A 23,766-nucleotide genomic window follows, 5' to 3' on the forward strand; every position below is an offset into this window, starting at 1 on the left:
TTTGTACTTAGAAGAGGAGGGCTGAGAATTGTTCTAAATAAACAAATCATTGCCCTAGTTGAATTCTGACTGTGAAGCAGCAAGTTCCCGTTCATACTCTTCAATGTCGTCTACAATTGAAATTGTCCCGTTATCAACTTTATAAATTTTGTTGCAATCCCTGATTGTAGAAAGTCTATGAGCGATGACAATCAGAGTGGTCTCATCTCCAAGTGAGTAAAGGTGATTCATTATCCTTGATTCAGTCGCAGTATCAAGTGCTGAGGTTGCTTCATCCAGTACAAGTATTGGAGGGTTACTATATAGTGCACGGGCAATTGCAATTCTTTGTTTTTGACCACCAGAAAGCATTACCCCACTCTCTCCCACTGGAGTATGTATTCCTTCCTTGCTTTCTAGGAACTTGTTCATGTTAGCTTTTTCTAAGGCCCTCAGTACCTTTTCTTCATCGTAGTGGCGTCCGAAAGATACGTTTTTTCCGGCAGTGGAATCAAAAAGGAACATACTTTGTGGTATGTATCCCACAATTTTGCGCCATGTTTTGAGGTTTGAATCACTAACCTTCACCCCATCTACCAAAATTGACCCTTCAAAATTGGAGTACATGCCAATAAGAATGTCAGCAATGGTACTTTTACCTGAACCGCTAGGTCCAATTAAGGCTATACGGTCTCCCTTGTTAATTGTCAGGCTTATATTTTTTAGGACATTCATGTCATCATAAGCAAAAGATAGATTTTTGATTTCCACCTTTGAATTAAAAGAAAGCGGCTCGTTTCCATATGTTTCAGTTGGTAGAATAAAATCTTTATATACGAGGTTAAGGCTTTGCTTGTAAAATTGCAGGTTGTTATAGCTAGACATGATTCTGTTTACTGAGGGGAGGAGTCGGTAGAGGGCGATGGCGTACATGGAAATAGTGGGTATAACCAATGACGGGTCGCCTTTAGACCAGACCACGTAGACCATAATTCCTATGAGAATGGAAAACCCGATACTTTCCAGAGAAAGGCGGGGGACATGCGATAATGCTGCACTTACAACAGCACTACGCATGTAGCCGAATCCTGCACTTGAAAATTGTTTTTCCAGGATTTGCTCGCTGGATGTCAGCCTGATAATTTTCAGGTTTTTAAGGGCTTCACTGATAACTTTGTAGTATTGGTTCTGGCTTTGATCGCGTCTACTGCCTTCCTTTGCCATTCTGCGGGTGACAGTTCGAAGAAAAAATAAGGCAGTGCAAAGCAGGCAGCCAGTTAATACCAGTGTTATCTTCAGGTCTACGAAAAGCAGGAGAGAATACACGAAAACAACAATAAAGCCTTCGGACAGAAGCAGCAACACTGAGTTGAAAAAGGAAGCCATATATTGCATTTCGGTAACCAGTTTTTTGGTTAAATCCGACGTGTCCTGTTTAATGAAATCCCGATAGTTAAGATGTATGTAATTGTTGAACAATTTTATCGCCAAACGATAGGACAGCCCTTGTGAATAGCGATTCATGAAGTACATGTAAGTGAGGTTAGCCAGTCCTCTGAATAAGTAAAAAGAGACCAGACATAGTCCGAAAGCTATGACAAACTGTGAGGCGGAGCTGAATTCAAACAGGGTGTAGACATGATGGTACCACTTATTGGTCTCCACAAGATCGTAGTTACTCGCCACAGAAATGAACGGCATTATAGCTGAAATACCAATGGTTTCCATAACGGAAATACCAATTGTGAAAAACATCAGCCCGATAAGTCCGCGCCTATCTTTAGGAGACAGCAGGGTTAGTATTTTTCCTACCATGCTTTTTTCTTTAAGCTTACTCACGATTGTGTATTATCCTTCAATCTCGTATTCATTCATGTACCAATCCACTGTTTTTCTTAGCCCATCCTCAAGAGTCGTTTCCGGCTCATACCCAAGAATGTCTCGTGATTTGGAGATATCTGATAAGCGATCTTTAACCGCATCCCAATTGCGTCTTTCCTTGAATACTATTTCGGATGAAGATCCAGTGTATTCAATGATCAGTTTTGCTAGGTCGGCAATTTTGGTTGCTTTACCTGTTCCGCCATTAAAAATATCACCGTCTTTGACGTCGGAAAGAGCGGCAAGGGTCAGCAATTGTGCAGTGTTGCCTACAAAGGTGAAGTCCCTGGTTTCACTGCCGTCACCGGTGATGAACAGCGGTTCACCCTTGATGGCGCGGACTGTAAAGTTAGGAATAACATTACGGTATGGCCCGTGAGGCTCGTAGGGGCCGTAGGTGTTGAACACTCTTATGGATACTGCTGGAATTTCAAACATGGAGGAGTAGTATTTTACGTATAGTTCAGCAGTGTACTTGTTTATGGCATATGGTGTTTCGTGCGGGTAGATATAGTCCTGCTCAGCCATAATAGATGAATTACCATATACGCAGGATGATGAGGTGTAGACGAACTTTTTTAGTTCATCATTACCCTTGCATATTTCAAGGATATTCATCGTGCCAATAATATTGGCCTGCACATCTTTGAAGGGATGGTCTACCGAGTTCTGGTTGGCAAAATGAGCTGCCAGGTGAAAGACATAGTTGGGTTTGAAATCTTCCATTTCCTTGCGGTAGGAGTCGATTTCTCCAATATCTGCCTTAATGAAAATGATGCGTTTGTCATCGGGAAGATAGTTCTTGTAGCCTGAAGAGAGATTATCGATGACCATCACGGAATTAACGTCAGAATTAAGCATTCTTTCGATGAGGTTCAAGCCTATGGCTCCGGCACCGCCGGTAACAAGTATTTTGGAATTATTCATTGAAAAGAGCCTCTCGAATAATATCGTAATTATTGTTCATATTGTATAAATTTTTACCGTTTTCGATAAGATCTGTCTCTTCTGATGTGTCCATGCGGCGGATAAGAGCGGCAATTGAAGGCACATCAGAACTATCAGCTACCAGCAAGTCTTTTTGAATGTCGCGCATTATTTCCGTTGTGGTGGATGAAAGCGGAGTAAGCGCAACTACAGGCTTGCCCGCGCCAATATAATCAGCCAATTTGGACGGGAAAAATGGTGAGTCTTTGAGGGGAGCATCAATGACCATTAGTATATCTGCTCCGGAAAGTACCTTAATAGAATCAAGGTACGGAACCGGATCAAAAATTTTAATAAGGTCTGGGCATTTTTCTTCGGCCATCTTGCGTTCATCATCTTTCATGCGGCCGTAGAAGTGGAACTCAATATTTCTAGGGGAAGCCTTTGCCACAGCCTCGATGAACGGAGCAACGGAACGTAGGCCATATATATTTCCGGTATGAGCCACTATTTTTTTGTGCAGCTCTTTTTTTTTACGGGTATATAGCTCCGGGTCAAAAACATGCGGCAGGACTCGTACTTTGCTTGTCGTAGTCCCAAGTCTTTTTACAAAAAGTTCTTTGGTTTTTCCTGATGTGACAGTGATAGTGTCAGCATGGGAGATGACCGATTTTTCATACCACTTGTTAATTCTTTTTTGAATTCCAGTGCGATATTTTATGTATGGATTCAAGGTCCATGGATCGGAAAAATGTGCAGTCCATTTTAAAGTTGGGCAGGCCTTTTTCACAGCCAACCCCGCCAGATGGTTAATTAGCGGGGTGGAGTGTGTATAAATATTCTTGATGTTGAATTCTTTGATTAGCTTTATGGCTGAACCGGCTGCGGGGGATTTCCACCAGAACTTTCGATCTGTGATTTCTAACCCGCCGCAAAGATAGTGCAGCCATTTTTCGCCAGGAACCTTGTTAACTCGGTGGATAGTTAGGTTCTCTGTGTCGCGGACCAGCCTTGGGTCCAGGAATTCGAAATCAGGCTGGTTGCAGCATGTCAATACATGGACCTGATGCCCGTTGCGAGCCAGTGTCATTGCTCTGCGTTGCACTTGAATTGATTCCGGCGACAGGATTGGTGGATAGTCGTAAGTAATGAAGAGAATCATTATTTTAAAAATTCCCTATAAACGTCTGCGTATCGTTTTTCACTGTATTCTGGGTCCCAGTTGACCTTAGAGTGTGCAGCAGCTTTTTGGCCATAACTTTTCCTGACATTTTCATCCATATATGAGCGAAGCTGCTCCCGGAATCCTTCCGGTGTGTTTTCGCATGAGAGAAGCCAGTCTCCCTTGAATTCAGGAACAATGCCGTGTTTGCGCTTGTTTACAACCAGCGGTAGACCAGCAAGTGAGGCTTCAAGAGCTGTCTTGTGGATGCCATCGTACTCTGTGTGCATGGCGAATACATCGAATTCCGGCAGCATTGTACAGAGTTTTTCATTGGGCAGGGCAGTGATGAATTCCACTGTGGCCGGCCCTGAAATATTCGCAGCGATATCTTTGAGCTGCTGCAGGTAGGGACCGTCACCGATGATGGTCAAATCTATTTTTTCGCCGTCTACAGCCCGAAGAATGTTTTCAGGATTTCGTCCCGGAACCAGTCTTGTCACTGTGACAACCTTTAGGTTTTCGCCGGTCTGTTTGTAATTAGTTTTCTTACCGATGTTTTTCGGATTGATGACGTTGTAAATCTGCTCAACCCGTTTGCATCGCTTGAGTGCTTTGTATGTGAGTTGGGATTTATAGACCAGTATGGCTACGTCTGCATGGTCCAGGGTGATGTCTTCCACCCGTTTAGAGGCGTTGTAGTACAGTAGTGTTTTCCAGCCATGCTGAATTTCCCGTCTCATTTCATCTGGATGGATATGGATAGAGACCACAAATGGAATCCCCAGCTCTTTCTTAATTTCACTGGCCATGAATCCGTTGATGAAATTGCCGTGACAGCGGATAAGGTCAGGTTTGATTTCTTTGGCCAATTCAACACCCTGCTGGGCCCAGCCCTTCAGTAACGCAGGGGTCCAGCAGAGTGTTTTGACAAAGAGTGCTGGGCCCCAAGGGAAAGAGTGCAGGTGCAGCTTGGCATTGCCCACAGTTCGCTGCAGTACGTCCATATCGACTGCAGCTCCTGTGGGTGAAAGAATATGCACATTATCAAAAACGTTTTCAGGGTTGTAATAGCGATCAGTAATTTCGCCTTTTTTCAAGAGATCGGTAAGCCGGTCAGTAATGATGATGAGAAGTGTTTTTGACATTGTGTATGCTTCCCTATGCGTTGCGGATTGTTTCAGCGATGATTTCCTGTTGTTCTCTTTCAAGATATGGGTGCATGGGAATCGCAAAAATGCGGCTAGCAGCATCTTCGCTTACCGGGCAGTCACCCGCTTTGTACCCAAGGTCTTTGAATGCAGTCTGAAGGTGCAGGGGAATCGGGTAGTAGATGGGAGAGGGGATGCCCTTTTCCTGCAGAGCCGCCTGGATGCGGGAGCGGTGTTCGCTGTCTTTTGCCAGCGGACAATACTGGGCCCATACAGAACGGTAGCCTTCCGGGACAGTGGGAACAGTGAGACCTTCTACTCCGGCAAGAAGCTCTGCATAAATGTCTGCAACCTTGTCGCGAAGGTCTACTTCACCGGGGAAAATATCGAATTTAGCCTGAAGTATTGCCGCTTGAAGTGTGTCCAAGCGACCGGTGATTCCAAGGCGGACGTTGTCGTATCTGTCCGGGCCCATGCCGTGGATTCTATGCGAGCGCAGTCGTTCAATAAGCTTGTCGTCATCTGTGAAACACATGCCGCCATCACCGTAGCAACCGAGAGGTTTGGCTGGGAAGAAGGAGGTGCATGTGATGTCTCCGAGTGAACAGGCTCTTTTGCCTTTGTACTCTCCGCCGAAGCTTTGGGCTGCATCTTCGATGAGGAAGAGGTCGTGCTTGTTAGCTACAGCTTTGATCGCTTCGTAGTCGGCGGGTAGACCAAAGATATCAACTGAAATGATACCTTTTGCAGTCAACCCCTCAACTTTAGGAAGAGGTATGCCGTTATCGGCACCCTTGAGTGCTTCGATGGTTTGATCAAGTTTTTCGGGGTCAATGTTGAATGTCACTGGGTCAATGTCTACAAACACTGGGGTTGCACCAGTCAGAGCAATAGTTTCAGCTGTTGCAAAGAAGGTAAAAGGAGTTGTGAAAACTGCATCGCCTGGCTTCACATCCAGTGTCATCAGTGCCAGGGTCAGGGCATCGGTGCCGGAAGCGCAGCCTAGGCCGTGTTTGGTTCCGCAATATTCAGCAAGTCTTTCTTCAAGAGCCGGTATTTCAGGACCCATGACATAGGCTCCGTGCTCGAGAACAGCGTCCATATTGTTTCGGATTTGCTCCTCAACGAGGGAAAATTGTTTTTTTAAATCTATAAAGGGAATACCCATAATATTATTCTCCGTAGTGTTACGTTGTATTTTATACGACTTTCCAGTTGGGTCGTTTCATATAAATATTTTTGGTTTTATGAAATTCATCCGTATCAAGAACCATGATCCTGATTTTGCGTTTGATGGCTTCTTCTGCTTTGTTGCAGAGGGCTATGATACGGTCTGAGTTTGTTTCATCCCCGATAATCAGGACGTCAATAATCCCAGAATCTATGCCTTTGGCATAATCATCCAAAACATAAACGGCCTCTACATCACCAATGGTTGAGAGGATATATTCGAGGATTTGGTCAATGCCAATGTACTTGCGTACAATAGAGCTGATTTCAGGAAAGAATGGGTGTGTTGAGTTGGCGTTGTAATAGATGTAGCGGCCTTCTTTTTTCTTATTAAGATAGCCAGCCTCACTGAGGCCATCCAACTCCTCTTTCATGGCGTTGGGGGAGACATCGAACTCTGCTGCAAGCTCTCTCAAGTAAGAAGATACTTCTGGGTTGAGGAATAGTTTTAAGAGCAGCTTGATTCTAGTTTTTGAGGTGAATAATTCCTTGAGCATGATGCAATTTTGTTAGGTTATTCTGTACAAACTGTCAACTGAAGAATCAGAATATCATTACGGCTTTCTCGTTGTAGAGAAATGAAACCATATTGTTGAATGTAGCTACTATCTTGGTGATTTTTTTAGCGTCTGACTCTTGGGTTATCGGAGAACGTCCTTCCTGGTATACAAAAACTTTATTGATTATATCTGACGCTTTGTTTTTTATGTTCAATTCTTTGAAAATAAGTGCTTCGTTGTCAGTTATGATGAATCGTTTTTCTCCACAATGCATGATTGTTTTTGAGTTTTCTTTTGTGAGGTAGTTTTTGCTAGGGTTAAGTAGTTGAATTCGTTTTAAAATAGGTTTTTTAGCTGAATAGTATTTCCTGTGTTTCTCTTTAAGTCTTGCAAGCTCTTGTCGAGTGTAATTGTTGTCACTAACTTTTTGCATTAATATTGCGTGCTGGGCTAGTGGGTTATCTGGGAATCTAGCTAGTAAATACTTCAGTAATTTTGGGGTCTCGAGAGCGAGTGTGAAAACTGATTCGTTGTAGTAATCGTACCCTGTAGTATTCTTATTGATAAAGTTTGGATTAGCTCCCATATCAAGAAGCTTTTTTACGATTTCCGTGTTTGGAGAGAGTCTAGCGGCTAGTAGAAGGGGGCTGTCTCCCAAATATAGCTCTGCATTGGGGTCTGCTCCTAAAAGGAGAGCCGTATCCACTCCGTCGCCAGTTGCTGTCATGATAGCCTGTTGGATAGCTTGGGAGGTTATGTCGTAGTGTTTGTGGATTGGGAACCCTGTTTTGAGTATTGTCCGTAAGCAATCGTACCTGCTAAGCAAAAAAATCTCATTGATAATTCTCTTCCGGATTTTTTTATATGTATCGTTCTTAAAAACTTCGATAAGGATTTTTTTTTGATCAAGTAATGCTCTGGCAAGTTCTTGATGAGGTGCTTGTTTCCACGTCTTTTCAAACATTTCTAATGAGAGATAATTGAGTTTGTCCTTGCCTTCGCTTTTTCTTTCTCTTTTAACCAGATGAGTCTCATTGTTAGAGACCAGGTAGGGAGCGAACTCCTTTAAACCTGATTTGGAAAGATGGGAATAGTCTGTAAACAAGTTGTCGTTGCCAGTGATAGGGGTAGATAAATGATAATTGTATAGCTGGCATTTGCTGGCAATTTGATTAATTATGGAGTTTAGTTTTTCTTGTTGAGTTTTGACAAAGTGTACATTCCATGGAATCATATAATATTTTATATTTATATTATGTGTCTTGAAAAATGATGTAACTTTTTCAAACTTAACAAGATAATAGTCAGTAATGTAGTGACTTGAGAACATGACTTCTCTGTCTTTGTATAAAGAGTCCTCTTTCCTTAAGACCCCATTCTCATCTATATAGTTATTTTGTTCAGTGTTTGCTTTTTGGTTGCTTATTAAGCACTTCCATGCATCTTCGAGCTTATTTATATTAATATTACGCAGAGTTTCTAGACGTAATGAAGTTTTGCTGTCCAATTCATTGGCAGAATTTGTGTAATGAAAACTGTTGATGTCAATTAAGTAGTAGACCTGATTGATATTTGCGATTTGTTTTTGGTCTAAGGTTTCCAGGAAGGCTAGGATATCTCCTGGATTGTTATAAATGGATGTGCTCAAATTTAATACTGGCGTACCCAGTAGCTCTTCAGAGAGCATCATTGTTCTGCTGCTTCCGAATATGAGGGAGTACTTTCCATCGTAAAGTTTTGAAGCGATTTCAAGAGCTGTTGTTTTTTTGGCTTTTAGTTTTAGTTTGTTATGGCTCCCTTCTATGATTCTGAATTCTCCATACGGATCAATGACTACGTTAATTACAAAAACGAGTGCTGCGATGAACAGCACTAGGGTCGCTAGGGTTTTTGTGGTCCATTTTCTTGCGTTCATGGTTAGAAATCAAAGTATAAAAATGTTTGATGAGTGTACATTTGTAAGAAAGCTATTAAGAAAAGTGAAATCGCCAGTATGGATTCTTTAGCCGAAAATTTCATGTTTTCAGCTATGCTGAATGAGTTTTTAGCCAGGCCTGCAAAACCGATCAATGCAATACTTGAGCCGAGTACTATGAAGTCTTCGTGTGTGGTCAATGCCGGTGAAAATCCTATATTTACTAAGCCGCACATTCCTTTGAAAATTTTAACAGCATCAAATGTTGTTTCTGTTCGAAAAAGAACCCAGCAGCCATTAACGTATAAAAGAGTTAGCAGCCAGCCTGCATAAGAGGGTAGTTTACCACCAATGTTTTGCCATATACGCTGGATGATCATTGCTAAGCCGTGCAATGCTCCCCATAGAATGAAATTCCATCCAGCACCATGCCAAAGGCCGATGAGCACAAAACAAGCCATTAGGTTTGCAAGAGTCCTGTAAGCTCCTTTTCTGCTCCCTCCGAGCGGGAAGTAGAGGTAATCACGAACAAATCTTCCGAGTGTAATATGCCAGCGTCTCCAAAATTCTTGTATGTTTAAGGATTGATAAGGAGAGTTGAAATTGTTTGGGAGCTTTATGTTAAATAAAAGACCTAGTCCAAGTGCCATATCTGTGTATCCACTAAAATCAAAGTACAACTGGCAGGTATAAGCAAGACTAACTCCCCAAGAGTCCCAAAAAGGCAGTGCCAGAGCTTTATCAAATCCGTTTTCAACATAAGGAGATAAGGAGTCGGCGATGACAATCTTTTTGAATAGCCCCATGCTGAAGAGATAGAAACCGCGTCCTATATTTTCATAATTCAGGTTTCCTGCATTCCTGTCATTGAATTGAGGAGTTATTTCGTGTTGATAACTAATGGGGCCGGCTACAAGTTGTGGGAAGAAAGAAACAAATAGTGTGTAATCAAGCAAATTACATCGCGCAGCTTTAGCTCTATAAGTGTCGACTAAAAATGAGATCTGTTGAAAAGTATAAAAGCTAACCCCAAGTGGTATAACTATTTTTTCAGTAATTGTCGGTACGCCGGTGAGTCCGGCAATATTATCGAAAAAGAAATTTTTGTATTTGAAATAACCAAGAACGCACAGGTTTCCGGATATAGCAAGACCAAGCAATAATTTGCGACGATTGCGGTGAAGAGCTTCAGCCATGATGAAATTAAACAGGATAGTACTACTTAGCAGGTAAAGGTATTCTGTTTTCCACCAAGCATAAAACACAAATGAGGCACAGATTAAGAATAACTTTCCTGCTGAATGGAGATTGAGTCCACGTAGCAGAAAATAAAAGCCAACAACTATGGGGAGGAAAAAGAGGATAAATATATGAGAATTAAAGAGCACTCAAGACTCTCCTATCCTTCCTCATTAAACTCGGGAACAACTTCATGTAAAATGCTCCTAACCCCGTCAGCATCAAAGTGATCTGCGGCTAAACTCATCCTAGTCAAAATTTCTTTGAATTGTTCAGCATAAGCTTCAAAGTCATTTTCAAAAGCTTTGAGGACCATTATTTTATCATGCTCAGTGCGAACAATACCTTCGCCTTCTGTAATGAGCTCTTCATAAAGTTTTTCGCCTTCACGGAGCCCTGTAAAAATAATTTCTATGTCTTTATCCGGCTCTTTACCGGAAAGGCGGATCAGGTCTCGGGCCATATCGGCTATCTTCACCGGCTGGCCCATTTCAAGAATGAATATTTCTCCGCCCTCGGCCATTACACCTGCCTGTAAAATGAGCTGGGAGGCCTCAGAAATGGACATGAAGTAGCGGGTAACATCGGGATGTGTGACCGTAACCGGGCCGCCTTTCTCAATCTGTCTGCGAAAAAGGGGGACTACAGACCCTGAGGAACCGACTACGTTACCAAAGCGTACGGCCATGAAAGTTGTTTTAGAGTTATGAAAAAGACGCATGAGCAGTTCGGTTACGCGTTTTGAAGCCCCCATAATATTGGTAGGGCGAACTGCCTTGTCTGTGGAAACAATCACGAAGCGGTCAACGCCATGCTTATCTGCAGCAGTCATGACATTTTTAGTCCCGCAAATGTTGTTGTGGACAGCCTGCCAGGGATTCCGCTCCATCATCGGGACATGCTTGTATGCCGCAGCGTGAAAAACAGTATCGGGTTTGTAGCTGGCGAACGTTGAATCCATGAGTTCCACTTCCTGGACCGATCCTAAGACAGTCACATAGTCATGGAATTTAAGTTCATGGTGGAGTTCCATCTGGATGGCGTAAAGGTTGGCCTCGCTTGAATCAACAAGAATCATTCGGCCGGGATTGAAACGTACAACCTGACGGACCAGTTCCGAGCCGATCGAGCCTCCGCACCCGGTTACAAGCACAGTCTTACCTGAAATATACTGGCTGATGGCAGTGTTATCGAGCTGGACAGGGGAGCGCCCCAGTAAATCCTGATAGCTGACATCGCGAAGGGCCTTGATGCCCACCTTGCCGTTGATGATTTCATCCATGCCCGGAAGCATTTTATATGGGAGTCCTGTTTCCTTGCATGCATCTACAATCTCACGCATCTGCTTGCCGGAAGCTTCGGTCAGGGCGATAAGTATTTCATTAACGCATTTGTTTTCAACGAGTTCGTTCAGGTTGGAAAGCTGGCCTAGCACAGGAACTCCGTGAATTGTGCGTCCTTGTTTACCTTTGTCGTTATCGAGGATCCCGATGGGGTTGTATCTCAGTTGGCCGCTGCTGCGGATTTCACGTACTATTTTTTCACCAGCCCTGCCCGCACCTATGATGAGGACATTATTGCCGTCAGCAGGACATGATTCAGGCATGAAATGTATGGAGTTGCCGTCACGATAGGCGAAAAATGATCGTATGATGACGCGGATACCGCCGCACAAGAATACTGTGAGCATCCAGTCAATTATGAAGACTCCGCGGGAAAAGCCCCCGAATCCGAATTTGTAAAGAACCACGGTCACCAGAATGAGCGATTGCAGAAAAGTAGCTTCAAGAATGTGCCACAGGTCCCGCAGGCTGGTATAGCGCCACATGCCACGGTAAAGTCCCAGTCCTAGAAAAACCGAAAACTTGATTACCATGGTGTACTTGAGTAGCTCAATGAACTGGACACTGGCATATTCAGGCAGATTGAAATCGAATCGGAACAGATAGGCCCCGTAGAAAGCTACTAAGAATATAGTCAGGTCCAGAAGGACCATAAGGTAGAAATTTGCATTACGCAGGTTGTGGATCATTTTTATTTTCCGCACCCTTTAATTATTTCTGCGATTCTATTCAGATCATCCTGAGTCATCGCCGTTCCTGAGGGCAGGCAGATGCCACGGGCAAAAAGATCCTCGCTTACTCTGCCTCCGAAGACAGAGTTCTTTTTGAAAACCGGCTGGAGGTGCATTGGCTTCCATACAGGACGGGACTCGATATTATGGCTTTCAAGGGTGGTGCGTATAATGTCAGGTCCAGCACCGAATTCCTTTTCGTCGACAAGCATAACGGTCAGCCAACGGTTACATCTACCGTAGTCTGCTTCAGGCATGAAAGTTATACCGTTGTGATGGCCCAGTTCCCGCTCATAGAAGCTGAAGATTTCTCTTTTTTGCTTAACCCTCTCCGGGACGACTTCAAGTTGGCCCCTGCCAACAGCGGCAACAAGGTTGGACATGCGGTAGTTGTAGCCGATTTCGTTGTGTTCGTAATGGGGAAGTGGTTCCTTGGCCTGCTGCGAAAGCCAGCGGGCGCGGGATATCAGCTCTTCATCATCAGATGCAAGCAGGCCTCCCCCTGAAGTGGTGATGATTTTATTGCCGTTAAAAGAATAGGCAGCCATTAGTGCACCTTTCCCGGCGTGGCGGCCTTTATAAGTCGCTCCCACGGATTCAGCAGCATCTACAACCAGTGGAATACCGTGCGGTTCCAGAATTTCAAGAATACGGTCATAGTCTGCACACTGCCCGTATAGGTCAGTAGGTATGACTGCTTTAGGTTTGCGTCCGGTGGAAATATAATGATCCACGGCCTTGGCTAGCAGTTCCGGGTCCATGTTCCAGCTTTTGTAATCCGAGTCGATGAAAACAGGCTCGGCGCCAAGGAATGTGACTGGGCTGACACTGCCTATAAAAGTCAGTGAGGAAGTGATGACTATATCCCCCGGACCGACTCCGAGCATGCGAAGTGCAAGGTGGAGAGCTGCAGTCCCGCTGGAAAGGGCTGCGCAATGGTTGAAACCGCTCAGCTGTGAAAATTCATCTTCAAATCCATTGACCATAGGACCGAGCGGGGCGATGAAATTGCTCTCAAATGCCTGCCTTACATATTCCTGTTCGGCTCCGCCCATGTGCGGCGGGGAAAGGTATATTCTGTGATTGCTATTTTGAGTCATTGTCAGGCTTCCTTATTCTTCTTCTCAGTAATTCAGCCGACCGGTACTATATTTTAATACTTAGTACAAATTGAGGTACTACTGAGCAAAATGAGTAATGCCGACAAGATGCATATTTATAAAAAAAGATCGTTTTAAGATGTTGTTGAAGGTACAATTTTATTTAAAATTTCTTTTTCTAAGGAAAGCATCAGGTCAGTTTGTCCTTCAATTTTGTTACCATAAAAATCTTCAAGATAAATTGAATATTTATCACTGTCGAAATTGCCATGTTCATCAATATTTCCGTTTGATTTGTATCTAATCATGTAATCTTTATTTCTTAATGATGCTTCAAATGGCTTACCCGGATAGCGAACTTCTGAATAAGCGAAATGCTTCGCCTGCCCACCAAAGGGTTCAGGCAGTTGTCCATCTATTTCAGGGATATTGTCTGTGATGCTACATGAATCCAGTATTGTTGGCAGAATGTCAATATTTTCCATACAGAAGTCAGATATATCGCCTGTGACCTTGCTTCCTTTCAAGAAAAATGGAACTCTTATTTTTGCTTCATTGAGGGGATATTTAGCGTAGTTACAGTTAAGGAATTCTTTTCCATGGTCAGACACAAGTGCTATGACGATTTCGTCATCATTATAGTTTTCAGAAATATATCGGTAAAGTCTCTCTAGGTAAAAGTCTACCCGTTTCATTTCAGCCATATACCTAGAAGTCTGCGCATTGTGATATTCTTTCGGCAAGTCCATTTTTTGGTATTTATAAAAAGGCTCGTGTGTCCTGGTCAGGACGCTGAGTGACGGGCAATGTTCAATTACATGGTGGAGTTCCATAATTGAAATGAAACCGAATGTAGATCTTTCAGGGAATGCCTTGAGTGTTTCAATGGTATCATCAATTACAAATTTGCAGTTTTCTTCGCGGGCAAGAATAAACCGGTCAAAACCTACATTGTATCCGCTGATAGGGTTGACGTGGTGGTTTGAATTGATACTGTATGTGAAGTAGCCATTTTCCTTAAAATATTCAGCGAGCATCTTGCTTTTTGAAGGGAGGTCCGGACTTATGTTTGGGTTGGATGCTCCGTGGTTAGCCGGATATTTTCCGGTCATTATGCTTGGTACGCTAGGCAACGTCCAGTTCCCGTTGGCGCAGCAATTGTATGTCGTGAGGCCGGATGAAAAATACTTATTTGTATGCGGCATCAGTTCCGCAAGGTTTGAATCTTTGAAAACCTCTGAAGCTAATGAATCAAGAAAAATAGTCAGGACTAGTTTTTTTTGAGGGCTGGGGGAGGTATCCCTTTTACTGATGGGAGAACCGAGCAGCAGGGGGTGGGTTGATTTAATTGTGTAACTACCTTTTTGGAAAGGCGTGTACAGGAATCTGTTCTGCGGGATGAACAATCGAAGGCATTCTTCGTTGTTTTCTCTGCTGGCTGTGATCATGTTTTGATCAATGTCAACAATATCACCACTTTTATTAATGATAGAAATCGGAAGAATCGAATCATGATTCAATTCGATTTTAATTTTTTCGCCTTTAGGGTAAGGAACGGCTGCAATTGTTTCAACTTTATTTAAAAATGCTTCATAAGGGCTGACAGAAGTTAAAACAGCCTTGGACATTTCGTATAGCTGGGTAAAATACTGCTCCCCATTTCTGCCTTCGCGTGTAGGTTTATGTAAAGCCATATACCCGTCTGTAGTAGCTGGAAACATTGCCGATTGAGCACGCCGTAATTTTTTTAAGTTAAAGCGACTTTTAAAATGAACAACAACTAGCTGGACCACGCGGGGAGTTTGATTAAATAAGAAACTCGTTGCAAATTTTTTGGCTTTGGCGATTAAAGAATTCATTTAATGTCTACGATCTACTTTTCAGATGGTCTTCTTTCTGTATAAAATTAACTATTTTTGCTACGGCATCGTCAATACTCATGAGGGAAGTGTCGATGGTGATGTCTGGGTTTTCAGGTGTTTTATACTCCGTATTGTATCCAATTAGAGTATCTATTTCTCCGTTTTTGGCTTTTTGATAGAGACCTTTGGGGTCTCTATCAGCACAAATTTCTATAGGACAGAAAATATATCCTGTTGATATCTGAGGAGTATGATTCTGTAGCATTTTTCTGGCATCATCATTTGCTGTAAGAGCAGAGCAAATAGCAGAAACTCCAGCCTGTCTTGCCTTTTCCATCATGAAAATACAGGCATTGACAACACGCAGGCGGTCTTCCTTCGTAAATCCAATATTTTTTCCGAAAAGGGCTCGGACCTCATCGCCGTCAACGTGCAGGACGGGGTGTCCTGCACATTTCAAATACTCAACAAGTGCAAGTGCAATTGTGGTTTTGCCTGCAGAAGTAGGTCCCATCAGCCACAAAGAAAATGGCTCAAAAGACATTCTTACATCTCCAAAATTTCTTTCATAGAAGTATTCGGGGTCCATTTCCAGCAGAGCTTGCACATTGAATCGGCCATTTCAACTACTTTTATTGGGAATTTACCAACGGCAGTTTCAGCGGCAAGTACGAGTCCATCTGCACCCATCAGGATTGTGCTTGTGATGTCGTTGAGTTCAGCCCTGGTTGGCACTTCACTTTTTACCATAGTTTCAAGCAGGTTAGTCGCAACAAAGATGGGTTTGCCGTGAAGTCTGCAGATAGAAATGATTCTTCTTTGTAGGAAAGGGATTTTTTCAAGTGCTACAGATTTAGAGAGATCCCCGCGGTCAATAAGTAATTCATCTGATTGCTCAATGATGCCTTTGATATTTGTCAGGGCTTCAATGCTTTCAATCTTGGATATGATTCTGCTCTCAGGGCCTACGATGTTACGTACTATCTTTACGTCATTTTCATGGCTTGCAAATGAAAGAGCAAAATGTTTAATGCCCAGTTTTCTACCAAGCTCAAATGCTTCTTTGTCACCTTCAAGAACTGCGTCGATTTCGATGTGTCTATCAACTGATACAGCTTTGCGGCTTTTTACATTTCCGGATTTAAGGACTTTTGCAACGAAGCAGGAGTCATGTTCCTCTTCGATTTTAAGGCTGACGAGATCAAAATCAACGTGGAGCGTGTCTCCAACTTTCAGTTTTTTTGCAACTCCAGCTGGCTTGAAGGAAATGTTTTTTTCGTCGCCCAGTACTTCGTTGAAGTGAATTTTGACGAGTGACCCTTCTTTGTAAAAAACCTCCTCATTCTTCATTTCCTGATTGCGGATCTGAGCTCCTTCACTGTCAAGGCAAATGGGAATATCGCTATTTTCACGGATTAATTCTACAGCAGGTTCTATGTCTTCGTAAGCGATGTGGGAAAGATTTAACCTTAATACGTAGACGTTATAGTTTGCAAATTTTTGAATTGTCTCCGCATTAAGAGATGATGGTCCAAGTGTGACAAGGATCTTTTTCATAATTACTTCTCTGGAATTTGTTGTTTTATAGTTAAAAAATGTTGATTTGATTTTCCATTAGGCTACAGAATGACAGGCTTGTTGTTATTGGCCATATAGGAACTTGTTTTGTGTGTATAAGTTCTGTCTAAATATGTTTAAGTCCTATTGTTTCTGGGGTGCACTTTTTTACTAGAGGTGATATCTTTTGTCTAGTTTTATCAAGTTAAACATTACGAGTAACTGTCAGAATATATAGTCCTGGCCGGAACCCCTGCGGCAGTTTGCCCGTCTTTGATATCGTTAATTGCTGTTGATCCGCCACCGAGTAAGGCCTTTTGGCCTATTCTTATTCTCGGCAGGACTGTTGCTCCGATACCTACCGTGGATTCCTCTCCGATGATGACCTCGCCGCCAAGGGTAGAACCCGGCGCAATGTGGGCGTGAGGACCTATTATATTATGATGCTCTACAGTGCTGTTGGTGTTTATGATTGTATTGTCTTTGATTTCAGCACCAGTATTGATAACCGCTCCGGCCAGTATCATACACCCTTTGCCGATTTTGACATTGGGGGCAATGGTGGCAGAGGGATGGATTACAGTAAAAATTTTTTCTCCAGCGGCAATGAGTTCCTCAAATATTCTTCTGCGCAGACTGTTGTTTCCCAAAGCGATGACAATGCCGTCATGGTCAACTTTAGCGAGACTGTCATTTCCACCGGGAACTGGGATATTCATAACTTCGGTACCGATTACAGCAGGATTTTCATCCAGAAAAGCTATCGGCTCGGCGCCGTCCATTTGTTGAAGTGCGTCTGCTACCACCTGCCCGTGTCCGCCTGCGCCCATGATGATGATTCTTTTCATTTTCAATCCGTTTCAATTGCAACACATGTATTGCGTAATGGCCGTCAGGCTTATTAAAGTTTTTATGATTCTCCAACCTTATTGGAAATGATTCAAGATGCCGAACGGGAATCAGGATTCTTTTTTGGAGCCCATAAATTCCCGAGCGGTAGCCTGCCCCTGTTGACTGATTCCTTCCCGCTTGAAGACGCGGGCTATTGTCATGAAAAGGATTTTGATGTCCAGCCACAGATTGTGGTTGTCCACATACCAGACATCGAGCTTGAATTTGTCTTCCCAGGAAATGGCGTTGCGGCCGTTGACCTGAGCCCAGCCGGTAATTCCGGGCAGAACTTCATGTCTGCGGGCCTGTTCCGGGTTATAACGGTCTATGTACTGCATAAGCAGAGGCCGGGGACCAACCAGTGACATATCCCCGAAAATAACGTTTATGAGTTCCGGCAATTCGTCCAGTGAGGTTGAGCGCAGAATTCTTCCGAATCTGCTCAGTCTTTCAGAGTCGGGCAGCAGGTTCCCGTTTGCGTCACGCGCATCGGACATGGTCTTGAACTTGATAATATTAAATGGTCTGCCGTACAGTCCCGGTCTTCTCTGGATGAAAAAAATACCGCCGCCCATTTTTTTGTGGATGGCAATGGCGACCACAACAAGAACAGGAAAGAAAATTATCAGTGCTGAGATTGATACAATCAGGTCGAAGAGTCTTTTTACTGTCATTAATTTACCTTTAGTGGTCCAGCCGGGAAGCTTACGGAGAGTTTAACTACAATCCCAGCTGTAGCTTGAACCTCGTAACTGGTGATTTATGATGGAGTTTTTAAAGTTCCATAAAATTCAAAATGGTCTTGTTAACCTTGTTAACATCATATTTTTCAGCCGCATAGTCACGGGAACTTTCTCCCATAGGTCCGGCCAGTGAGGGCTGGATTATGAAAAGTTCCATCGCTTCCGCAAGGGCATCCACATCTTTTACCGGGACGGTATAACCGTTCAGCCCCCCGATCACAGTTTCCCTGCAACCAACAGCGTCCGTAGTGATTATCGGTCTGCCTGTTGCCATGGCTTCAAGCACTGAGCGCGGGGTTCCCTCACGGTATGACGGCAAGACATAAGCCGTGCAGTTCTTGAGTTCCTGACGGACATCCTCAACAGGCCCAACGTATTCAAGCCCTTTTTTCTGCCATTGGGCAATTACTTTTTCATTTATAGAATCAGGCCCGTGATCCTGAGGCCCTACAAGGCGAAATTCTGCTTCCGGATATTTTTTTTTCAAATGGATGGAGGCTTCAGCGAATTCTCGCACTCCTTTTTCCTTGAGCAGGCGCGATACGCACAGGAAGACCGGAGTTCCTTTCTTCACAGGGGTAAACGAAAAATACTCCATGTCGACACCGGAACCATTGGTCACCACGGTTTTCTTGTCACTACTGAATAAGCTCAGATCAGCGAACAGTTCTCGGTCATCCGGGTTCTGGAACATGATTCCTTTGTTGAAATACAGTCCGGCCCTGTACATGGCTTTGACCAGCTTGAACAGGAGTCCTCTCTTCCCCGAAGTCCGGCCGAAAGCATACCCGAGTCCTGTGATCATGGAATAAATATTTCGAACCCCCGCAAGCTTAGCGGCGATGGAACCGTAAATAACCGGCTTGATTGTGTAGGATAGCACAGCATCAGGTTTGATCTTCCACAGGATTCTGATCAGACTAATAATTGTGATCAGGTCCCGGAAAGGATTCATTCCCGTTCGCTTAATGGGAGCTTCAATGTATTCTATGCCCATCTCTTTGAGTTTGTCCGGCACATCCGGAGAATCCAGCGGTGCGATCCCGTAAACATCATGTCCGGCTTGTTTCATTGACCGGAGCATCGGGCCGCGAAAATTTATGAGAGAAGGGCCGTAGCCACCAATAACCGCAATTTTCATTTATATGTGTCTCCGGTATCCGGGGTGAATCTGTCAAACTGCAATTTACGGACTCCTAGAGCAGATCTTTTACAGTTTTCTTGCTGGTCAGGAGCATTGAATTAAATTTTCCAGTGATCACACCAGGACTGGAAAACCAATATGTTCCATATCTTGTAATGGTTGTCTTTCTCGCCGCCCATGTGTTCGTTCCAAGCAAGACGGATGTGACTGCTTTCAAAGTAGCCGTCACTGTCCAGACGTTTAACAGAAAGCAGTTCTTCCGCCCATTCTTTTAAGGGACCACGAAGCCAGTTATCGATAGGTATTCCAAAGCCCATTTTGGGACGTTCAATGTATTCCTGTGGGACGTATTTATATAAAATTTTCCGCAGTGCGTATTTGGATTTTCCGTTTTGCAGTCGCAGGTGCATGGGCAACCGCTGGGAAAATTCCACAATTTCATGATCCAGAAAAGGCGCGCGTGTTTCGAGGCTTATCCCCATGGCTGCCCGGTCCACCTTGGTCAAGATATCATCGGGCAGATAGGTTGCCGCATCCATGAATTGCATCCACGACGTGAGATTATTCTGGTCTGGTTGCATCTCCGGATTCAGGTGTGTGCTTCTGAACTCATCTGCCCCGATGACAACCTCATCCGGGTTGAGCCAGCACGAAGTCAGGTCCCGGTAATATTCCACGGCAGAAGAAGCGGCCATGACATCGGCAAGCTTGTGTATTTTCTGTCCGGGCAGACGCATCTGCATGGAGGCGGGCAGGACAGGTCCGTACATTTTGAAAACCTTGTTCCAGCTTTCCGGCGAAATGCGTGAAATCGCCTGTGCGGCAAATCTGCGAAGCGGAACAGGAATGGATTTGAGCCTGTTCCAGATGGAACAGCCCTTGAAATGGCGGTTATACCCTGCGAACAGTTCATCCCCGCCATCCCCGGAAAGAGCAACGGTAACATGTTCACGGGTCATCCGTGAGACAAGGTGGGTTGGGATCTGTGAAGCATCTGCAAAGGGCTGGTCCCAGATATGCGGGATCTGTGGTATAATATCCAGAGCATCACTGGGGGAAACATACAGTTCCGTGTGCTCGGTCCCGATATGCTCGGCGACCCGCTTGGCGTCTTCGGCTTCGTTGTAAGCCTCGTCATCAAATCCGATGGTGAAAGTTTTTACCGGGGCGAGAGCACACTGCTGCATCAGAGCGACGATAAGTGACGAATCAATTCCACCTGACAGAAATGCGCCCAGAGGGACATCGGAAATCATTTCCCTTTCAACAACCTTGAGCAGCAGGTCTTCAAGGGTTTCTATTATCGTATCATCCGGTGCGGTGAAAATCCTGTCTCCCGCAAGTCTGGCACAGTCAAGCAGGGACCAGTAATTGCGGGGAACCATAATTTCCCCGTCAGCCTGAATACAGGTCCATGTCCCGGGCAGAAGGCAGTATACGTTTTTGAAAATGGTTTTGGGAGCCGGAATGTAATTGTAGCGCAGATAGGCGGAGAGTGAGTCCCTGTCGATTTCTTTTTGCATGGAAGGATGCTGCATCAGGGCTTTGAGTTCCGAGCCGAAAATGAAAGTATCAGCCTGCCGCGCGTAGTAGAGGGGTTTTTCTCCCATGCGGTCTCGGGCCAGATATAGGCAGCGTTCCTCCCGGTCCCAGATGGCGATGGCGAACATCCCATTGAAACGTTCAAGTGCCTTTTCAAAGCCCCATTGCTCGACCGCTTCAAGCATGACTTCGGTATCGGAATGACCGCGCCAGCCCGCGAAGGATTCTGTTTTTTCCAGTTCTTCCCTCAAGTCGCGGTAGTTGTAGATTTCGCCATTGTAGACGGTCACATAACGGCCGGACCTGCTGTGCATAGGCTGCACACCCTCAACGGTCAGGTCGATAATGGCCAGACGGCGATGGTCAAGGGCTATGCCGCTTTCTGGATCGCTCCACTGTCCCGAACCATCAGGGCCGCGCATGTTCTGGGCATCACCCATTCTGCAGGCAGTACGCTCAAGCTGCTCTTTGCTTGAGGAGCGGGAGAAATCAATATATCCGGCAATTCCACACATTTTATGCAGAGCCTCCACGGCTTTTCGGGCAGAAAGGTAAACATGTGCAAAAGGTTACTTTTCCAGAATACCCCGTAAAAATATTACAGCAGGTTTCGTTCTGCGAAGCTGGGCTTCAATGGGTAAGATCATTCAGCCCCGGGCATTGTCAGCAAATTTAAGTCGTCCTTTACCCAGAAGGTCGTGCAGGTGAATCATCCCCGTGACCACTCCTTCATCGCTGACTACGGGCAAAACCGTGATCTCTTTGGATTCCATGATGTCCAGTGCCTGTGCGGCAGACATTTCAGGCGTTATGCGCAGAGGGTTCTCAACCATCACCTTACTTGCTGAAATTTCCATATTGAATTTGCCGGAGCATACCATTCTGCGAACATCCCCATCGGTGATGACTCCGGAAAGCTTGTCCCCATTGGTCAGGGCAACCAGTCCAAGACCTCCTTTATCAAGGGCTCCCAATGCTTCGGAAAGCGGAGCGTCTTCCGGAGCGGATGGGATGTTGTCCGTATGCATGAGTTCGCTGATGCACAGGTTGAGACGGCGTCCAAGTGATCCGCCGGGATGAAATTTTTTGAAATCAACGCTGTCAAAGGCTTTATGGTCCATCAGGCAGACCGCTAAAGCGTCGCCGACCGCAAGAGCCGCTGTCGTTGACGCTGTGGGGGCCAGACCGTGAGAGCAGGCTTCACACGGCACTTTGGTTCTGATCACCACATCGGAGAGTCGTCCCATGGTGGACCCTGTCTCTGAGGTGATGGAAATAATGCTGGTCCCGAATGAACGTATGGCAGGCAGCAACGAGTTCAGTTCATCTGTTTCACCGCTGTTGGAGATAGCTATGACCACGTCTTCGGGCCGGACCATACCGAGGTCCCCGTGCGCTCCCTCTACCGGATGCAGAAAAAAGGACGGTGTTCCGGTGGAGGACATGGTGGCGGCAATTTTGCGGCCTACCAGACCTGATTTACCGAGCCCGGTGATTACCGCGCGCCCTTTGCAGCCGGCCAGGATTTCCACTGCTCTTGCAAAATTAAGGTCGAGATTCTCACGGATTGCGGCCAGACCTTTTTCTTCTATTTTGAGGACTTCACGCCCCCTTTTTATGAAATCTGAGAGTTGTTTCTCTGTCATTTGTTTCCTATTTTACGAGAGTAGTGAGGTCGAAGATCGGTCCCATGATCGCCACGACAATGAAAGCTATGAGCATACCGATGAAAAGCAGCAGCATGGGCTCGGCCAGTGCGACAACCCGTTTCATGAAGTTGTCCACATCACGTTCGAAGATGGTTCCCATGCGTTGCAGAAATTTACCCAGTTCGCCGGACTTCTGTCCGGCAGTAAGGGTCAGAATGTAGATGTCGGGGTATATTTTCTGTTCGGCCAGAACTGCGCTGAGGGAGCGTCCTGTTGCAACCTCTTCTCTTGCTTCTGCTATTTTCTTTTTGAAAAATGTGGAGTTGACTGCATTTGCGGAGCTTTCCATTCCCTGAACAAGGGGAATACCCGCATTGATCTGGAATCCGAGTATACCTGAAAAACGTGCAAGGGTGCTTTTCTGCACCAGCGGAACTTTCCAGAAAAGTTCATCAACTTTTTCCCTGAACTTGGGCACTGATTTGTAGGCACTGACCAACGCCAGAATGATACATAACGGAATGAGCAGGGCCATGGGGCCCATGCTTTCCAGAGTGTTGCCTAATGCGACCACAATTTTGGTGGAGGTGGGCAACTCTCCTTTGGCAGCCTTGAAAATGCCGGTGATTTTGGGGAGAACTTCGGAAAGAAGAAAATACACCGCTCCCATACCGATGAGCAGGATAACAACTGGATAAACCATGGCGGTCATCAGACGGCCGCTTACTTCCGCCCGCTCTTCTTCATACTTGGCTATGTTTTCAAGAACATCGCCGAGCTTGCCGACAGACTCAGCCACTTGAACCATACCCACATAGACCTGCGGAAAAATTTTTGGATATTTTGCCAGACAGGATGAAAAGCTTTCGCCGGACTGAACGGAATCACGCACTTCAATCCAGGTGCGGCTGGCACGGCCTCCGGTCATGCGGGCCATCATATCCAGCGACTGGGCGAGGGCGGTTCCGCTTTGCAGCAGGATCCCGAGATAGTAAAAGGATTCCCCGAGTCTTATTTTGCCGCCCATTGAAATGGAGGACGCAAAGGACTCGGATGTTTTTTCTTTTTTCTGCCCTGATTTGACCTGCTCAAGGCGAAGGGGCATCAATCCTTTTGATTGCAGAGTGGCAAAGGCTCTTGATTGTGAAGAGGCCTCCACATAGCCTTTTTTCTTTTTTCCTTCTGCGGTAACCGCGCGGTACTGGTAAGTGGGCATTACA

General features: G+C 44.9%; 19 protein-coding genes. All 19 read right to left on the bottom strand.

Annotated elements, in window-relative coordinates; genetic code table 11:
* Window positions 1-54: 54 nt before the first annotated feature.
* Window positions 55-1,818, bottom strand: a complete 1,764-nt coding sequence (locus ACZ5PW_RS03280; protein WP_464557980.1) for an ABC transporter ATP-binding protein/permease — start codon at window positions 1,816-1,818, stop codon at window positions 55-57.
* A gap of 9 nt (window positions 1,819-1,827) precedes the next feature.
* Entirely contained in the window at window positions 1,828-2,787 is a 960-nt protein-coding gene (locus ACZ5PW_RS03285; protein ID WP_464557981.1) for an NAD-dependent epimerase/dehydratase family protein, read from the bottom strand.
* Window positions 2,780-3,949: a glycosyltransferase family 4 protein gene (locus tag ACZ5PW_RS03290; RefSeq protein WP_464557982.1), complete on the bottom strand. Its 1,170-nt coding sequence runs from the start codon at window positions 3,947-3,949 to the stop codon at window positions 2,780-2,782. The genes ACZ5PW_RS03285 and ACZ5PW_RS03290 overlap by 8 nt, the downstream gene beginning before the upstream one ends.
* The gene (locus ACZ5PW_RS03295) at window positions 3,949-5,097 is read right to left on the bottom strand and encodes a glycosyltransferase (protein WP_464557983.1); all 1,149 of its coding nucleotides are present in this window, start codon (window positions 5,095-5,097) and stop codon (window positions 3,949-3,951) included. Before ACZ5PW_RS03295 ends, ACZ5PW_RS03290 begins: the two co-directional genes overlap by 1 nt.
* Before the next feature lie 13 nt (window positions 5,098-5,110).
* On the bottom strand, window positions 5,111-6,268 hold the full coding sequence (locus ACZ5PW_RS03300) for a DegT/DnrJ/EryC1/StrS family aminotransferase (protein ID WP_464557984.1): 1,158 nt from the start codon (window positions 6,266-6,268) through the stop codon (window positions 5,111-5,113).
* Window positions 6,269-6,299: 31 nt separating this feature from the next.
* Complete coding sequence (locus ACZ5PW_RS03305; protein WP_464557985.1) at window positions 6,300-6,827, bottom strand: winged helix-turn-helix domain-containing protein; 528 nt, start codon at window positions 6,825-6,827, stop codon at window positions 6,300-6,302.
* A 46-nt stretch (window positions 6,828-6,873) separates the two neighbouring features.
* Entirely contained in the window at window positions 6,874-8,745 is a 1,872-nt protein-coding gene (locus ACZ5PW_RS03310; RefSeq protein WP_464557986.1) for a hypothetical protein, read from the bottom strand.
* A gap of 2 nt (window positions 8,746-8,747) precedes the next feature.
* Window positions 8,748-10,133, bottom strand: coding sequence for an MBOAT family O-acyltransferase (locus tag ACZ5PW_RS03315; RefSeq protein WP_464557987.1), 1,386 nt, complete (start codon window positions 10,131-10,133; stop codon window positions 8,748-8,750).
* A gap of 11 nt (window positions 10,134-10,144) precedes the next feature.
* The gene (locus ACZ5PW_RS03320) at window positions 10,145-12,016 is read right to left on the bottom strand and encodes a polysaccharide biosynthesis protein (RefSeq protein WP_464557988.1); all 1,872 of its coding nucleotides are present in this window, start codon (window positions 12,014-12,016) and stop codon (window positions 10,145-10,147) included.
* A 2-nt stretch (window positions 12,017-12,018) separates the two neighbouring features.
* Window positions 12,019-13,158: a DegT/DnrJ/EryC1/StrS family aminotransferase gene (locus ACZ5PW_RS03325; protein WP_464557989.1), complete on the bottom strand. Its 1,140-nt coding sequence runs from the start codon at window positions 13,156-13,158 to the stop codon at window positions 12,019-12,021.
* 134 nt (window positions 13,159-13,292) lie between these two features.
* The gene (locus ACZ5PW_RS03330) at window positions 13,293-15,017 is read right to left on the bottom strand and encodes a sulfatase-like hydrolase/transferase (RefSeq protein WP_464557990.1); all 1,725 of its coding nucleotides are present in this window, start codon (window positions 15,015-15,017) and stop codon (window positions 13,293-13,295) included.
* 7 nt (window positions 15,018-15,024) lie between these two features.
* Window positions 15,025-15,564, bottom strand: coding sequence for an adenylyl-sulfate kinase (locus tag ACZ5PW_RS03335; RefSeq protein WP_464557991.1), 540 nt, complete (start codon window positions 15,562-15,564; stop codon window positions 15,025-15,027).
* A gap of 2 nt (window positions 15,565-15,566) precedes the next feature.
* Window positions 15,567-16,577 carry a pyruvate kinase gene (locus ACZ5PW_RS03340; protein WP_464557992.1) on the bottom strand — a complete coding sequence of 337 codons (1,011 nt, stop codon included), beginning with the start codon at window positions 16,575-16,577 and terminating at the stop codon, window positions 15,567-15,569.
* Window positions 16,578-16,789: 212 nt separating this feature from the next.
* Window positions 16,790-17,425, bottom strand: coding sequence for an acetyltransferase (locus ACZ5PW_RS03345; protein WP_464557993.1), 636 nt, complete (start codon window positions 17,423-17,425; stop codon window positions 16,790-16,792).
* Window positions 17,426-17,536: 111 nt separating this feature from the next.
* Window positions 17,537-18,142, bottom strand: coding sequence for a sugar transferase (locus ACZ5PW_RS03350; RefSeq protein ID WP_464557994.1), 606 nt, complete (start codon window positions 18,140-18,142; stop codon window positions 17,537-17,539).
* Between the two features lie 100 nt (window positions 18,143-18,242).
* A complete protein-coding gene (locus tag ACZ5PW_RS03355) occupies window positions 18,243-19,352 on the bottom strand; it encodes a glycosyltransferase family 4 protein (RefSeq protein WP_464557995.1) in 1,110 nt (369 codons plus the stop codon).
* Between the two features lie 101 nt (window positions 19,353-19,453).
* Entirely contained in the window at window positions 19,454-21,412 is a 1,959-nt protein-coding gene (gene asnB, locus ACZ5PW_RS03360; RefSeq protein ID WP_464557996.1) for an asparagine synthase (glutamine-hydrolyzing), read from the bottom strand.
* Window positions 21,413-21,544: 132 nt separating this feature from the next.
* Window positions 21,545-22,543 carry a KpsF/GutQ family sugar-phosphate isomerase gene (locus ACZ5PW_RS03365; RefSeq protein WP_464557997.1) on the bottom strand — a complete coding sequence of 333 codons (999 nt, stop codon included), beginning with the start codon at window positions 22,541-22,543 and terminating at the stop codon, window positions 21,545-21,547.
* A gap of 7 nt (window positions 22,544-22,550) precedes the next feature.
* Window positions 22,551-23,762 (bottom strand): type II secretion system F family protein, encoded by a 1,212-nt coding sequence (locus ACZ5PW_RS03370; protein WP_464557998.1) that lies wholly within the window; start codon window positions 23,760-23,762, stop codon window positions 22,551-22,553.
* Window positions 23,763-23,766: the final 4 nt, after the last annotated feature.

This window comes from Maridesulfovibrio salinus, assembly GCF_055394525.1.